A 15,404-nucleotide genomic window follows, 5' to 3' on the forward strand; every position below is an offset into this window, starting at 1 on the left:
GCCGACGCCGCGTTACCTTCGTCGTACGGGCGGTGTTCTGCCCCCTGGCAGACGCCTCGCCCGGAGGCAGGTTGACCGGGACGGCGAAACGCGCAAGGACGGCCGACGGGAGCGCAGCACCATGGCAGCGAAGATCCTCATTGTCACCGGCGACGCGGCGGAGTCGCTGGAAGTCCTCTATCCCTACCAACGCCTGCGCGAGGAGGGCTACGAGGTCCACATCGCGGCGCCCTCCCGCAAGAAGCTCCAGTTCGTGGTCCACGACTTCGAGCCCGGCTTCGACACGTACACGGAGAAGCCCGGCTACACCTGGCCCGCGGACCTCGCGTTCTCGGAGGTCGACCCCGGCGCGTACGTCGCCCTGGTCATCCCCGGCGGACGTGCCCCGGAGTACCTCCGCAACGACCTCGAACTCCGCAAGATCCTGAAGTCCTTCTTCGACGCGGACAAGCCGGTGGCCCAGATCTGCCACGGCCCCCTGCTGACGGCCGCCGTCGACAGCCTGAGCGGCCGCCGCGTCACGGCCTACCCGGCGCTTGAACTCGACATGCAGGCGGCGGGCGCGACCTTCCAGGACGCGGAGGCCGTCGTCGACGGCACCCTGGTCTCCTCCCGCGCCTGGCCGGACGACTCCGCCTGGATGCGCGAGTTCCTCAAGGTGCTGCGCTCGAAGGCCCCGGTGGGCTGACGGGCGCGGGCGTCACGGGGGTGCTGGCGCTGGCGTCCCGGGGGTGCGGGCGCGGGCGTCACTGGGTGCTGGCGCGGGCGTCCCGGGGGGTGCGGGCGTGGGCGTCCCGGGGATTGCTGGCACCGGTGTCCCGGGGGTGCGGGCACCGGCGTCCCGAGGTCGGGGGCGTCCCGGGGGTCGGGGTGCCGCCGCGCCGCCAGGACTTCGCCGGGCAGCCGGCGGAGTCCTCAGGCGGCCAGTCTTCCGGCTTCCTCGACGGCTTCCTCCAGGCTGTCCACCACGGGAACACCGGCCTCCTCCAGGCTGGCGCGGCTGTGGGAACCCCCGGTGTAGAGGACGGCACCGGCGCCGACGTGGCGGGCGGCCGTCGCGTCGTCCACCGCGTCCCCGATCACCACCACCCGGGCCGGTTCGACGGCCCCGAGTGCACCGAGGTGGCGCACCATGTGCTCGGCCTTGCTGCCGCCGGAGGGCCCGGTGCGCCCGTCGACCCGCAGGAAGTGCGGCTCGATCCCGAAGTCCCGCACCAGCGGGACCAGGTCCTCGTGGCCGTACATGCTCAGCAGGGACTGGCTGCGGCCCGCCGCCACCCACCCGGCCAGCAGCGCGGGCACCCCGGCGGTGAGGCCGCACGCCCTGCGGTGCTCGGCGTAGTACCGGTGGAAGGTGTCGTCCATGACCTGCCACTCGGCCTGCGTGGGCAGCCGGCCCATCAGCCGCTCGTAGAACCTGGGCACGGGCACGCAGTACATCGCCCGATAGCGCTCCAGGGTGATCGGCTCAAGACCCAGCTCCGCGAAGGCCGCGTTCGTCGCCCCGATGATCGCGTCATTGTCGTGGAACAGCGTGCCGTTCCAGTCCCACACAATGTGCGCGTTTCCTTGCTTCCCCATACAAGAAAACGTACCCGCCGCCACTGACAACACGACGTCGAGGGCGGGGGCGATGGCGGTGGATGCAGCGCGGCGGTGGCACGGCGGTGGCTGCGGCGCGGCGGCGGCTGCGGCTGCGGCTGCGGCTGGGCGACTACTCCCCGAGTCCGACCAGACCCGGGATCTCCTGCGTGGCGAACCACAGCAGCTCGTGGTCCTCGGCACCGTCGACCACGAACTGGGCGTCGTCGTCCCCGGTGTCCGCCGCACCGAGGGCGGCCGCGGCCTCGGTCACGTCCTTCTCCGCGTCCACCGCGTCGACATGCACGGCGGCCGCCTTCGCCAGGGTCACGTCCTGGGAGACCCGCACCTCGCCGAGCGCCGCGGGATCGAGCCCCCGGTCGGGGTCGGCGGCCGCGGCCCGGTCCGGAACGTCGACCGCGACGACGACCCGGCGGCGCACGGCCCCCGTGTCGGCCGCCAGGAGCCGCAGCGAGGCCAGCGCGGCACGGCTCAGCGCCGCGTACTCCAGCTCCTCGATGTCGTCGGAGAGGTACCACTCGCGCAGGGCGGGCGTGACCGCGTACGCGGTGAACGGACCCGTCTCCAGCTCTCCCGTCTTGTACGCCTCGGCGAGACCGGAGAGGGTCAGGGGGACGTAGACGCGCATGGCTGGCCGCTTTCGTAGTCGGGGCTCCGAGGCGCGCACGGTCCGGGCACCTCCGTTTCCCGGGAGGGCGGTCCCGCGCCACCGGGAGGGCCTTCAGGATACGTGCGGGCGTCCCCTTTCGAGGTCCCGGCCGCACCCTCCGTCGCGTCCACCTCACGCCCGCGATTCACCCGGTGCTCCCCTGTGGCGCCATGGGCTCCGCCCCTCCGGGCCATCCTGATAGGTGAACTCTCCAGCCGTCGCGACGCGCGCCCGGCGTCCTTGCGCGGTCCCCTTCCCGGCTCGTACAAGATCCCCGACACGAAAGTTACCGACCGGTATCACCGGTCAGGACCGACGAGCGGGGACGACGCATGAACAAGGTGATGACCAGGACCGGCCGCCACCCGGGCACCCGCCCGCCGGGCCGCCGGGACTCCCGCCGCCCCGGCGGCGCCCCGCCCCGCGCCCCGGGCACCCCTTCTAGGAGCCCCGGCGGCGGCCCGCCGCGTGCCGCGACCGCCGTCCCGGCGCCGGGGCGCCCGGGCGAGGCCCGTGCACTGGCCACGGCGTCCCCCGAGGGGGTGCGGCGTCCCGCACCGCAGCCGCGCCCCACCGATGTCTTCGCCGAGCGCCTGCTGGCCGTGCTGAGCGGCGCCCGGCCCGTCCACTGCATGCTGCGCCACACCGCGGGCCGGGCCTACGACGAACTGGTCCGGCTCGCCGAACGCGGCCCCCTTCGCACCCGCGGCCCCCGCCCCGTCGTCCGGGACATCGGCTACTACGTCGCCCGCCCGGACGCCGTCGAGGCCTTCGCCCGCATCGGCGCCGGCGACCAGCTCCGCGCCATGGCCTTCCGCCTGGAACAGGGCCCCGACCTCCGCTGGCGCTGTACAGCGATCGAACTCGGCATCCCCCACACCCCGACGGTCACGACCTGACCGAGCCCGAACCGCGACGCGGGGCCGGAGGACGGGGCCGGAGGACGGGGCCGGAGGCTGGAACCGGGGTGAGAGCCGGTGCCGCGGCGCGGGAACGCGGGAGGGGCCGGACACCCGGTGTCCGGCCCCTCCTGTGTCAGTGGTCGCGCGCGGCGGCAATGGCCCGCCGCCCGCGACATTCACTCACTTCTTGCGGCGACGCACGCCACCCTTCTGCTGCTTGCGGCGCTCCGCGCGGGTGAGGCCGTCGGCCTCGGACCGCACGGGCTCGTCGCTGGCGAAGTCGCCCTCGATGATGCCGCCCTCTCCGTCCACGGTCGGCGCGGAGAAGTGCAGCCGGTCCGGCCGCTGCGGGGCGTCGAGGCCCTTGGCGCGGATCTCGGGGCGCACCCCGCCCGCGGGGACCGCCTCCTGCTTGGCCAGGGACGGCGCGGAGTCCTCGACCAGGACCTCCTCGACCTGCTGCTCGACCTGGACCTCCAGGTTGAACAGGTAGCCGACGGACTCCTCCTTGATGCCGTCCATCATGGCGCTGAACATGTCGAAGCCCTCGCGCTGGTACTCGACCAGCGGGTCCTTCTGGGCCATCGCACGCAGGCCGATGCCCTCCTGGAGATAGTCCATCTCGTAGAGGTGCTCACGCCACTTGCGGTCCAGGACCGACAGCACGACCCGTCGCTCCAGCTCACGCATGATCTCGGAGCCCAGCTGCTCCTCGCGCGCCGCGTACTGGTCGTGGATGTCGTCCTTGATGGACTCGGAGATGAACTCGGCGGTCAGACCGGCACGGTCGCCGGCCTCCTCCTCCATCTCCTCGACGGTGACCTTCACCGGGTAGAGCTGCCGGAAGGCGCCCCACAGCCGGTCGAGGTCCCACTCCTCGGCGAAGCCCTCGGCGGTCTCGGCCGAGATGTAGGCGTCGATGGTGTCGTCCATGAAGTGCCGGATCTGGTCCTGGAGGTCCTCGCCCTCCAGGACGCGGCGGCGCTCGCCGTAGATGACCTCGCGCTGCCGGTTGAGCACCTCGTCGTACTTCAGGACGTTCTTGCGGGTCTCGAAGTTCTGCTGCTCGACCTGCGACTGCGCGGACGCGATCGCGCGGGTGACCATCTTGTTCTCGATCGGCACGTCGTCCGGGACGTTCGCCATCGACATCACGCGCTCGACCATCTGCGCCTTGAACAGACGCATCAGGTCATCGCCCAGCGAGAGGTAGAACCGGGACTCGCCCGGGTCGCCCTGACGGCCGGAACGACCGCGCAGCTGGTTGTCGATGCGCCGCGACTCGTGGCGCTCGGTGCCGAGGACGTAGAGACCGCCGAGGTCCTTGACCTCCTCGTTCTCCGCGCGGACGGCCTGCTCGGCCTTCTCCAGGGCGGCGGGCAGGGCGTGCGCCCACTCCTCGATGTGCTCCTCGGGGTCGAGGCCGCGCTGACGCAGCTCCGCCTCGGCGAGGTCCTCGGGGTTGCCGCCGAGCTTGATGTCCGTACCACGGCCGGCCATGTTGGTGGCCACGGTCACGGCGCCCCTGCGGCCGGCCTGGGCGACGATCGTCGCCTCCCGGTCGTGCTGCTTGGCGTTCAGCACCTCGTGCTGGACACCGCGCTTGGAGAGCTGCTGCGAGAGGTACTCGGACTTCTCGACCGACGTCGTGCCGACGAGGATCGGCTGGCCCTTCTCGTGCTTCTCGACGATGTCGTCGACGACCGCCTCGAACTTCGCGACCTCGGTGCGGTAGATGAGGTCGGACTGGTCCTTGCGGACCATGGGCCGGTTGGTCGGGATCGGGACGACACCGAGCTTGTAGATCTGGTGGAACTCGGCGGCCTCGGTCATGGCCGTACCGGTCATGCCGGACAGACCGGGGAGCTCCTTGCCGCTGTGGTCGTGGCGCTTGTAGAGGCGGAAGAAGTTCTGGAGGGTGATCGTGGCGAGCGTCTGGTTCTCGTCCTTGATGTCCACCCCTTCCTTCGCCTCGATCGCCTGGTGCATGCCCTCGTTGTAGCGGCGGCCGGCGAGGATACGGCCGGTGTGCTCGTCGACGATCATGACTTCGCCGTCGATGACGACGTAGTCCTTGTCCTTCTTGAACAGTTCCTTGGCCTTGATGGCGTTGTTCAGGTAACCGACGAGCGGGGTGTTCACCGACTCGTAGAGGTTGTCGATGCCCAGCCAGTCCTCGACCTTGGCGACGCCGGGCTCGTGGATGGCGACGGTGCGCTTCTTCTCGTCGACCTCGTAGTCGCCGGTCTCCTCGATGCCCTTCAGGGTGTTGCCGGCCTCGCCCTTCTTCAGGCGGGTGACCAGCTTGGCGAAGTCGCCGTACCACTTGGTGGCCTGGTCGGCCGGGCCGGAGATGATCAGCGGCGTACGGGCCTCGTCGACGAGGATGGAGTCGACCTCGTCGACGATCGCGAAGTTGTGGCCGCGCTGGACGAGCTCGTCCTGGGACCACGCCATGTTGTCGCGCAGGTAGTCGAAGCCGAACTCGTTGTTCGTGCCGTACGTGATGTCGCACGCGTACTGCTCGCGGCGCTGGGCCGGAGTCATGTTCGCGAGGATGCAGCCGACCTCGAGACCGAGGAACTTGTGGACGCGGCCCATCATTTCGGAGTCGCGCTCGGCCAGGTAGTCGTTGACCGTGATGAGGTGGACGCCTGCTCCGGAGAGGGCGTTCAGATAAGCGGGCAGCGTGCCGACGAGGGTCTTGCCCTCACCGGTCTTCATCTCCGCGACATAGCCGAGGTGGAGCGCCGCTCCACCCATGATCTGCACGTCGTAGTGACGCTGGCCAAGAGCGCGCTTGGCCCCTTCGCGGACGGTGGCGAAGGCCTCGGGCATCAGGTCGTCGAGGGTCTCGCCGTCGGCGTACCGCTGCTTGTACTCATCGGTGAGGGCCCTCAGCTCGGCGTCGGAGAGGTCGACGAAGTCCTCTTCGATGGAGTTGACCTGGTCCGCGATGCGGTGCAGTTTGCGCAGGATCTTGCCTTCGCCTGCACGCATGATCTTCGAGAGGACGGACACGGGGGTTTGTCTCCTTGCCGGTCGGGCCTGGGACGGTCGGTTTCAATGACAGTTTCAAATCACAGCTTGAGCAACGGCCATCGTAAGCGAGGACCACACCGCGCCGGGAGGTCTGCCGGGGACAGCCACAAGGACAACGGACAGGGGTTGCCGAAGGTGCCGCGTTCGCACAGCGAAAAGTAGCGAACCGGTCACTCAGGGCAAAGGAATGGCGTCCTTCCGCATGCCCGAGCAGAATCGGCCGATGGACCCCGTCACGCTGACCACCGACCGTCTCGTCCTGCGCGCCGTCGGTGTGGACGACACCGACGCCGTCTTCGAGGCCGCCCAGGATCCCGAAGTCCAGCGCTGGACCACGATCCCGTCGCCCTATCTGCGCGAGCACGCGTCGGGCTTCACGGACCAGATGGTGCCCGAGGGCTGGGCGGACGGCTCGGCCTTCGCCTTCGGCGTCTTCCTTCCCTCCGGCGAACTGGTGGGCATGCTCGCCATCACCATGCGCTCCCTGGGCGTCGGCGAGGTCGGCTACTGGGCGACGAAGGAGCACCGCGGCAACGGCTACATCACCGAGGCCACCGTCGCCGTCTCCCGCTGGGCCTTCACCGATCTGTCCATCGACCGCGTCGAGTGGCGTGCCGAGGTCGGCAACGCCGGCTCCCGCGCGGTCGCCGAACGCGCCGGCTTCACCATCGAGGGGACCCTGCGCTCCGCGATCAACAACAAGGGCGTACGCAGGGACTGCTGGGTGGGCTCACTGCTTCCCTCCGACCTGGGTCTCCCGTCGACGGCGCCCTATCTTCCGGCCAGATGAACGGCGCGGCGGCTCCCGGCACCCGATCCCGCACCGGCTCCCGGGGTCGGTCCGTCCCCGGCGCCGCCGCGTTCCGTCCGCGGGCGAACCTGTTCCGTCCACAGGTGCTTCGGCTCCGTCCACAGGCGTCCCGGTTGTCAGTGCGACCGCCTAACGTGTGGGCATGACGAGTCTCCCGCGTCCCACCACCGAACTCTCCGCGGACGAAGCACGCCGCATCGCTCTGCGGGCGCAGGGTTTCCTGGGCGCCCCGGACCGCAGGGCCGGCGTCCGCGGAGTCCTGCGTCACCTCGGCGCGGTCCAGCTCGACACGATCTCCGTCCTCGCCCGCTCCCACGAACTGATCCCGTACGCCCGGCTCGGCGCCGTCGGCCGCAAGACCGTGGAGCAGGCCTACTGGACCTCCGCTCCGCCCGCCGACACACCCCCGGCGCCGCACGCGTTCGAGTACTGGTCCCACGCGGCCTGCATCCTGCCCGTGGAGGAGTGGCCCCACTTCGCGTTCCGCCGCCGCGCCTACCGCGCCCGCCCGCACTGGAACCACGACCTCCCCGACGGCGCCTACGACCAGGTCGTCAAGCAGCTGCGCGCCGAAGGACCCCTCACGGCAACGGACTTGGGCGGGGCGAAGAAGACCAGCGAGTGGTGGGACTGGTCGGGCACGAAGGTCGCCGTCGAACGCGCGCTGATGTACGGCGAGGTGGTGTGCGTGGAGCGGCGCGGCTGGAAGCGGGTCTACGACCTCGCCGAACGCGCGATCCCGAAGCCGCTGCTGCACGACGAGCTGGACGACCGGGAGTGCGTGCGCCGTCTCGTCCGCCTGGCCGGACAGTCCCTCGGCGTCGGCACCCGCGCGGACATCGCCGACTACCACCGCCTCAGGCTGGAACAGGTCGACGCGGTGATCGCGGACTCGGGCCTGGTCGCCGTCACGGTGGAGGGCTGGGGCAGGACCGCGGCCGGGAAGGGCGGCGCCGGAAGACCGGCCGGAGACGCGTGGGCGGACCCGGCGGCGCTGGAGACGGTCCCGCGCGGCCGTCACCGTACGACGCTGCTGTCGCCGTTCGACTCCCTCATCTGGGAGCGTGCGCGTACCGAGCGGATCTTCGATTTCACGCACCGCCTGGAGGCGTACACACCCAAGCCGAAGCGGGTCCACGGCTACTTCGCGATGCCGGTCCTCGCCGGAGGCCGGCTGGTCGGCCGGGTCGACCCGGCCCGGGAGGGCCGCACGCTGGTCGCGAGGCAGGTCACCCTGGACGGCGCGAAGGCGGTCCCGGCGGTGGCACAGGCCCTGGTGGAGGCCGCGAGCTGGGTGGACTGCACGGACGTACGGGTCGAGCGGGTGGACTCGCCCGACCTGCGCGAACCGCTGGCCGCCGAGCTGGCCCGCGTCCTCGGGTGATGCCCGGCGGGACCTCGCGGCGCCCTGGAACGGCGTCCCGCGCCACCGAGCGTCGCGCCGCCGGCTAGCGGATCTCGAGGATCTTCTCCCGCATCGCGTAGACCACGGCCTCCATCCTGGAGTGCAGTTGCAGCTTCTCCAGGATGTTGCGCACGTGGTTCTTCACGGTGTTCTCGGAGATGAACAGCTCTTTGGCGATGTCGCGGTTGTTCATTCCCGTGGCCACCAGCTTGAGGACCTCCAGCTCACGGTCGGTGAGCCGCGGCGCGGGCACCAGCCTGCGCTCGTCCGTGCGCTGGATCATCGACTTGAACTCGGTGAGGAGTTTCGAGGCCATCGACGGACTGATCTGCGACTGCCCGTCGGCGACCGCGCGGATGGCCGTGGCCACCTCGTCCGTGGAGATCTCCTTGAGGAGATACCCGGTCGCCCCCGCCTTGATGGCGTCGTAGAGGTCGGCCTCCTCGTCGCTGATCGTCAGCATGATGATCTTCGCACTGGGGGCCACCTCCTTGATGGAGGTGCATGCCTCGATACCGCCGCGCTTGGGCATCCGGACGTCCATCAGCACGATGTCGGGCAGCAGGTCGGCGGCCTTGTCGACCGCCTCCGCCCCGTCCCCCGCCTCACCGACGACCTGGATGTCCTCCTCGGCCGCGAGCACGATCTCAAGACCGCGGCGAAAGAGAGCGTGGTCGTCGACGACGAGGACCCTGATGGGTTCCTGGCGAGAGGACTCCCCGTCCAGGCCGGAGGCGACGACTCGGTCGTCGGCATCACGGGCACGCATCGGTCCGAAGCTGTCCGCCATCGTTCCTCCCCCTGAAGGCCGTGGCCTGTGTTTCCGTGGCATAGCCAACCCAAGGCAACGACCCACCGGTTGGGCCGGTGCGGCCATGATTCCACGTCCGGACGGCGGCGGGGTGACGGAGAGGGACGTGAAGTGGTCGCACACCGGTGCCCCTGGGGGCGCACTCGCGCTCCAGGGGCACCGGCTCAGCCGTCACAGGGGACGGTCAGCCGCCGAGCGCGCCACCCGGCGCGTCCGCCCCGCCCTGGGTGACCATCGGGTCCGTGCTGAGGTGGATGACTCCGTAGTCGTACGCGTGGCGCCGGTAGACGACGCTGGGCTCCTTCGTCTCGGAGTCGACGAAGAGGTAGAAGTCGTGCCCGACCAGCTCCATTTCGTAGAGCGCCTGGTCGAGCGTCATCGGTGCGGCCACGTGGGTCTTCTCGCGGACGACACAGGGGCCTTCGCCCATGATCTCGAGAGAACCGATCTTCTTGGTGGGCACGGCGTCCGGCTCCTCGTCACGGACGACGTCACCGCTGCCGTTCAGGGTCGCGGCACCCGGGACGACGTCGGCGACCTCAGCCGCCGAGAGCCTGCCGTTCCCACGACGGGTGTAGCGCTTGTCGTGCTGCTTGCGCAGCCGGGCCTCGAGCTTGTCCGCGGCCAGGTCGAGTGCTGCATACGCGTCGCTTGCCGCTGCCTCCGCCCGGATCACCGGCCCGCGGGAGTGGAGCGTGATCTCCACCCGGTCACTGCGGTCGGCCTGTCGGGGGTTGGGCTCCTTGGACACCTCGACGTCGAGGCTGATCACCTTGCCATCGAGCTTCTGGATCTTCTCCAGCTTCAGCTTCTCGGCCACGTGCTTGCGGAACCGCTCGGGCACCTCGGTCTTGCGGCCCTTGACGACGATGTCCACGCAGAACTCCGTTCCCGGATAGCCCCGCTCCACAAGCGGAGCATCTCCCTTTTGCACCAGGCTCCGGTGAGCCCCGGAACCTCGGACTCGGTGACTTTCACCTCCTCCTCCCCCAAGGACAAGATCTCCACCCCACCGATGCGGGTGATTGCCGGAAAGTCACGCTTCGGCAGTCGGATGCGCGAGGTACGGCCTGCGCCATTGCCTCACAACCGAACATATCTCGCCCGGACGGATGTCGTCACCCTCTACTGATACGTACCTCCGTTCAGGTGAATTGACCCTCTCGTTACCTGCAACGATGCAAGTTCTCGGTCAGTTCCGGTTTATTTCGAAGGCGTCCGGCGGCGCCGCGATCACCGCCGCGCCGACGGTGTCACCACTCGCCCCTCCGGCCTGCTCCCTACCCGCGATTCGCCGGTACACCTCCGCACTCTCCGTCCTCTCACCCGTCCATCGCAGCGCCCGCGCACCCGACTGCGCCGTCCGCACCGCGCGCGCCGCCTCCGCCAGTGACGCCCCCGTCGTCATCAGGTCGTCCACCAGCACGACCCTCCCGCCTTCGGCCAGCAGCCGCCGGCCCCCGGCGACGACCTCCAGGGCACCCGCCAGATTCGCCGCCCGCTGGCGGGAGTTCAGCCCCGACTGGTCGGCCACGGCACGCCGCTGCCGCAGCACACCGAGCACCCGGGCCGGTGTTCCCGTGCGCCGCAGTTCCGCCGCCGCCGCGAGCGCGATCCGCCGCGCGGGATCGTGTCCCCGCGCCCTGACCGCCCGCCGCGCCGAGGGCACGGGCACGAGCAGAACGGGGCCGTGTGCCGTCCCGGCCGCCTGGAAAGGCGCGCCACTGCCACCCGGACCGCTCAGCCCTTCCCACGCGACCCCCTTCCCGGGCCCCGGCCGTCCCTGCGAGGCCGTGGGCCGCCCTGCCGGTGGCGGTGGACCCTGAGGCCCCAGACCTGCCCGCACAGCCCCCGCCAGGGCCGCGCCCAGGGGTGCCGCCAGCGCCAGCGCACCCCGTTCCTTGTGGGCGAGGAGCATGGCGCGCACCTCGTCCCCGTACGGAGCCGCCGCGTGCACCACGGACAGCCCCGCCGACTCGGGCACCGGCCGCACCCGGCACGGAGCGGCCCCTGTCAGGGCGGCACGGCACTCGGGACAGAGCACCGTGCGGGGCCTGCCACAGCCTCCGCACTCGGCCGGCAGCACCAGATCCGTGAGATCCCGCCACCACCCCCGCATGGCCACCACTGTGCCAACGCCCGGCCCACCCGGCCACCCCTGTGGAAAACCCGGCGGAAACCGCGGGGCCCGCCTGTGGACAACCGCCGGTCCAAACGACGGTGGGCCCGCCCGGAGTCCGGACGAGCCCACCGCGAACGCCTACGGCGTCACCCGGGATAAACCGGTGCCGTCCCGTCCTTGACCACCTTCTGCCACTGCTCTCCCGCCGACAGCCGCACGATCCCGTCCGTGTCCGAGTGCGCCACCAGAGGCAGCTGCTCGTCCTCGGACGCGGCGATCTCCTTGACGTTGGCCAGCGCGGAGGGCGAGGTGCCGAGCGGCGTCGAACCGTCGACCTGGACGTACTGCATCTGCTGCACTCCGCCCTTCTCGCTGCCGACCACCACGAGGCGGCTGTCCCCGGCCCAGGACATGGCCGTGACCTCCTCCAGCTGGGGCGCGATGGAACGCGGCTCGAAGATGAACGCGCCCACGGGCTCGTCCGGCTTGGACCGCTCGACGCGCCCGATCTGGAGCGAGCTCTTGCCGTCCTTCTCGACGATCAGCGCGATGCGCACACCGTCGGCGGCCACGCGCACCGCGTCGATACGCCCGTCGAGCTCCGGCGCCTGCACGACGATGGGCTGGCCCGCGCCCTTCTGGAGCAGAAGCAGCCGGGGGTTCTTCGGATCGCGGTCGGCCACCCACAGATCACCGCGGGCGTCCCAGCTGGGCGTCGTCAGCCGGTCGTCGACCGTCTTCCCCTGGCTGCGCACCACCGGCTCGGCCAGCGAACCGCCCGGCACCAGGGACCCGACGTACAGGCTGCGGCCGTCGGCCGACACCCCGGCCGCGGTGTCCTCGTCCCGTGAGACGGCGGCCGCCCGCAGCTTCTTGGCGCCCTCGCCCAGGGCGCCGGGCACCGCCTCGGGTTCCTTGTCACGGTTGCCGCCCGGCATCCGTACGAGCCGCTGGTCGTGATCGATGAAGTACTGGTACTCCGGGTGCTCGCCCGTGCCGTGCGAGGCGACGCTCTCGGCCCTGGACTTGGTCAGCACGCACAGCTGCGAGCCGTTCGAGCGCTGGAGCTCCACCTCGTCGACACCGGTGGGGGTCAGGTCCCGCAGGGTGAGCAGGATCTGGGCCGCCATCCGCCGGCACTGGGGGCCGCCGACGTGGTCGGCCTTCGCGTTCAGCGGCACCGTGACGCTGTTGCGGTCGTCCGGGGACAGCGACACGTCGCCGTTCTTCAGTTCCGTGTCCGAGGGGAAACTCGACCTGACCACCGGGTCCAGCCAGCTCGTGGGGCCCTTCAGGAGGGCGCGCACGATCTGCGTCATCGGGTCCACCTGGGCGCGCACGTAGACCGGGTCGGCGACGGTCCCCAGGGGGCCGCCGGCCCCGGAGTGCCCGTTCGAGGCGTAGTAGTACTTGTTCACGGACACGTAGTTGCGCTGGAAGTCGGACGTGCCCATGACCACGCCCTGCGGCAGTCCGTCGATGCGCCACTGCTTGTTGCTCTTCAGCTTGGTCAGATGCACCGAGCCGCTGTACTGCCCGGAGTCCGGCCCGTAGGCGTGCCGGCTGTCGACGGTGGCGACCTTGCTGCCGTTCAGCCGGAACAGGACGTCATGGGCGCCGTCCTTGGTCCCGGAGGGCGCTCCCACGGGCTCCGGCGCGTCCGCGAGGACCGTCGTCGAACGGTACGGGTCCCAGGTCTTGCGCGCGCTGTCGGTGAGGTACTTGCCGGCCGTCTCGTACTTGGCGTCGTCGCTGGTCAGCGCCTCCAGGAAGCCCTGCACGATCTCCGCTGCCGAGGCACCGGGATGCGGCGGCACGGCGTAGACGCGGACCTGCGGGTCCTGGCGCGGAGTGGACTCCACCCCGCGCAGATCCCCGCTGTCCGGCATCGAGGCGCACCCCGCCAGCAGCAGGGCGCCGCAACCCGCGTACACCACGACGCGCACCGAACGGTGTCCGCGGACACCGCTCCCCCCTCGGTCAGCGCCCACGAAATGCCTCCCCATGTCCGAGCTCCTCCGGCGTGTCGCCGTTCCGCCCCCGCTCCTGCGCGGTCCGTTCCCGGCCGCTGCCGGATGTGTCCTCCTGGCGGCGCAGCGCCCCGGCGGGCCGGGGCACCACGCGGGCGCCGCTGCCCGGCAGCGCCGTCGGATCGGCCGTGGGCGAGGCCCCGGCCAGCCGGGGGGCGATGCCCCCGCGCTGCGGTATCGGATCCGTGGCGGACCCCTGCTGTACGGGGACCGTGGCGCGCTTCGTGGTGCCGCCGTGCGGCAGACCGGCGTCGTCGAGTCCGCGGTTGCGCCGGGAGTCCTTGGGTTCCAGGGGTATCGGTGATCCCCTGAGCGGCTCGTCCGCCGTCCGCGGCAGGGTCAGCCGGAACTGCGAACCGCCGCCCGGCTCGCCCCACGCCTGGAGCCAGCCGCCGTGCAGCCGCGCGTCCTCCAGGGCGATGGACAGGCCGAGGCCCGTTCCGCCGGTGGTACGCGCGCGTGCCGGGTCGGCCCGCCAAAAGCGGCTGAACACCCGGGTCGCCTCGCCGGGCTTGAGCCCGACGCCGTAGTCACGGACCGCGATCGCGACCGCTCCGCCCGCCGCGGCGAGTTTGACGACGACGTCCTTGCCCTCGCCGTGTTCCACGGCGTTGACGACGAGATTGCGCAGCACGCGCTCGACCCGCCGGGCGTCCGCCTCGGCGATCAGCGGCTGCTGGTCGCCGATGACCCGTATGTGGGTGCCCTTGCGCTCGGCGAGCGGCTCGGCGCCGCCGACCACCCGTCGTACGACTTCCCTGAGGTCGATGGCGTCGGCCTCCAGCGCCGCCGCGCCCGCGTCGAACCTGCTGATCTCCAGCAGGTCGGCGAGGAGCGTCTCGAAGCGGTCGAGCTGGTCGGCGAGGAGCTCGGCCGACCGCGCGGTCACCGGGTCGAAGTCCACGCGGGCGTCGTGGATGACGTCGGCGGCCATCCGCACGGTGGTCAACGGGGTGCGCAGTTCGTGCGACACGTCGGAGACGAACCGCCGCTGCATCCGCGACAGGTCCTCCAGCTGCTGGATCTTGAGCTGAAGGTTCTGGGCCATCTTGTTGAAGGCCTCGCCGAGGCGCGCGATGTCGTCCTCGCCGGTGACCTTCATACGTTCCTGGAGGCGTCCGGCGGAGAGCCGCTCGGCGATCCCGGCCGCCATCCGCACCGGGGTGACGACCTGGCGGACCACGAGCCAGGCGATGGCCCCGAGGAGCACCACGACGAACAGTCCGGCCGTCGCGAGCGTGCCCTTGACCAGGCTCAGGGACTTCTCCTCCTGCGTGAGCGGGAAGAGGTAGTAGAGCTGGTACGCGTCCCCGTTGGGGTCGCTGACCTGCTTGCCGATGACCAGCGCCGGCTGGGACTCCTTGCCGTCCTTGTAGACGACACGGGTGTAGCTCTGCGCCGCCGCGGTGCTCCTGTCGACCCGGGCACGCAGGTTCTCGGGGACGCTCACGGTCGGGTCGACCTGGCCCGAGTACCGCGGTGCGAGACCGCCGGTGCCGTCGCCCGAGACGGTGGAGTTGAGCGTGACCACGTCGAACGCGCCCTGTCCTCCACTGGACAGGGACACGACGAGGTCGGTCATCCACTGGCTGACGTTCTTCGACCGGCCGTCCGCGGCCGAACCGTCGTCGCCGTTCGCCGTCGCCGCGGAGTCCGCCTTCTGCTTGGCCACCGAGAAACCGCCGGTGGCCTGGCTCTGCGAGGCCCGCACCTTGGCGTCCAGCAGACCGTTGCGCACCTGGCCGATCACGACGAGGCCGAGGAGCAGGACGACGCCCATGGACATCAGCAGCGTCGTCGCGACGATCTTGAGCTGGATGTTGCGCCGCCACAGCCGCATCACGGGCAGCAGCGGACGGCGTACCCAGCGTATGAGCAGCCGGAGGACAGGGCTGCCCTGGACTCCGCCCTGGAGCAGCCCTCCCTCGAAGAACCGCTCCCAGCGGGAGCCCTTCATCTTCCGGCCGACAGGCCGCCCCGAACGATCCCCCTGCTCAGCGGACGCCGAAGCGGCACTGTCGAATGACATG

The 15,404-nt window shown here is 70.9% G+C and carries 12 protein-coding genes; 4 read left to right on the top strand and 8 right to left on the bottom strand.

Translation table 11 applies throughout. The features are described from left to right. Positions 1-121 precede the first annotated feature (121 nt). Positions 122-688 carry a DJ-1/PfpI family protein gene (locus WJM95_RS12480; protein ID WP_339129678.1) on the top strand — a complete coding sequence of 189 codons (567 nt, stop codon included), beginning with the start codon at positions 122-124 and terminating at the stop codon, positions 686-688. Positions 689-915: 227 nt separating this feature from the next. Here the strand turns inward: WJM95_RS12480 and WJM95_RS12485 are convergent, their stop codons facing one another. Continuing rightward, positions 916-1,581 carry an HAD family hydrolase gene (locus WJM95_RS12485; protein WP_339129680.1) on the bottom strand — a complete coding sequence of 222 codons (666 nt, stop codon included), beginning with the start codon at positions 1,579-1,581 and terminating at the stop codon, positions 916-918. Positions 1,582-1,714: 133 nt separating this feature from the next. Next, positions 1,715-2,230: a hypothetical protein gene (locus WJM95_RS12490; protein ID WP_339129681.1), complete on the bottom strand. Its 516-nt coding sequence runs from the start codon at positions 2,228-2,230 to the stop codon at positions 1,715-1,717. A gap of 353 nt (positions 2,231-2,583) precedes the next feature. Here WJM95_RS12490 and WJM95_RS12495 point away from each other — a divergent pair, with 353 nt between their 5' ends. Then, positions 2,584-3,150 (top strand): Rv3235 family protein, encoded by a 567-nt coding sequence (locus tag WJM95_RS12495; protein WP_339129682.1) that lies wholly within the window; start codon positions 2,584-2,586, stop codon positions 3,148-3,150. 183 nt (positions 3,151-3,333) lie between these two features. Here the strand turns inward: WJM95_RS12495 and secA are convergent, their stop codons facing one another. Further along, positions 3,334-6,174, bottom strand: a complete 2,841-nt coding sequence (gene secA / locus WJM95_RS12500) for a preprotein translocase subunit SecA (RefSeq protein ID WP_339129683.1) — start codon at positions 6,172-6,174, stop codon at positions 3,334-3,336. Positions 6,175-6,418: 244 nt separating this feature from the next. Here secA and WJM95_RS12505 point away from each other — a divergent pair, with 244 nt between their 5' ends. Next, the gene (locus WJM95_RS12505) at positions 6,419-6,985 is read left to right on the top strand and encodes a GNAT family N-acetyltransferase (protein WP_339135511.1); all 567 of its coding nucleotides are present in this window, start codon (positions 6,419-6,421) and stop codon (positions 6,983-6,985) included. 163 nt (positions 6,986-7,148) lie between these two features. Beyond that, a complete protein-coding gene (locus tag WJM95_RS12510) occupies positions 7,149-8,390 on the top strand; it encodes a crosslink repair DNA glycosylase YcaQ family protein (RefSeq protein WP_339129685.1) in 1,242 nt (413 codons plus the stop codon). 64 nt (positions 8,391-8,454) lie between these two features. Here the strand turns inward: WJM95_RS12510 and WJM95_RS12515 are convergent, their stop codons facing one another. The 5 genes from WJM95_RS12515 to mtrB form a co-directional block, all read right to left on the bottom strand. Beyond that, positions 8,455-9,201, bottom strand: coding sequence for a response regulator transcription factor (locus tag WJM95_RS12515; RefSeq protein WP_339129686.1), 747 nt, complete (start codon positions 9,199-9,201; stop codon positions 8,455-8,457). A 205-nt stretch (positions 9,202-9,406) separates the two neighbouring features. Beyond that, the gene (raiA, locus tag WJM95_RS12520) at positions 9,407-10,132 is read right to left on the bottom strand and encodes a ribosome-associated translation inhibitor RaiA (RefSeq protein ID WP_339129687.1); all 726 of its coding nucleotides are present in this window, start codon (positions 10,130-10,132) and stop codon (positions 9,407-9,409) included. 282 nt (positions 10,133-10,414) lie between these two features. Then, positions 10,415-11,341 (bottom strand): ComF family protein, encoded by a 927-nt coding sequence (locus WJM95_RS12525; RefSeq protein WP_339129688.1) that lies wholly within the window; start codon positions 11,339-11,341, stop codon positions 10,415-10,417. Positions 11,342-11,490: 149 nt separating this feature from the next. After that, on the bottom strand, positions 11,491-13,350 hold the full coding sequence (locus WJM95_RS12530; protein WP_339129689.1) for an LpqB family beta-propeller domain-containing protein: 1,860 nt from the start codon (positions 13,348-13,350) through the stop codon (positions 11,491-11,493). Beyond that, positions 13,325-15,403, bottom strand: a complete 2,079-nt coding sequence (gene mtrB / locus WJM95_RS12535; protein WP_339129691.1) for an MtrAB system histidine kinase MtrB — start codon at positions 15,401-15,403, stop codon at positions 13,325-13,327. Before mtrB ends, WJM95_RS12530 begins: the two co-directional genes overlap by 26 nt. Between the last annotated feature and the right edge of the window lies 1 nt (position 15,404).

Origin of the sequence: Streptomyces sp. f51 (assembly GCF_037940415.1) — a bacterium.
Classification (GTDB): domain Bacteria; phylum Actinomycetota; class Actinomycetes; order Streptomycetales; family Streptomycetaceae; genus Streptomyces.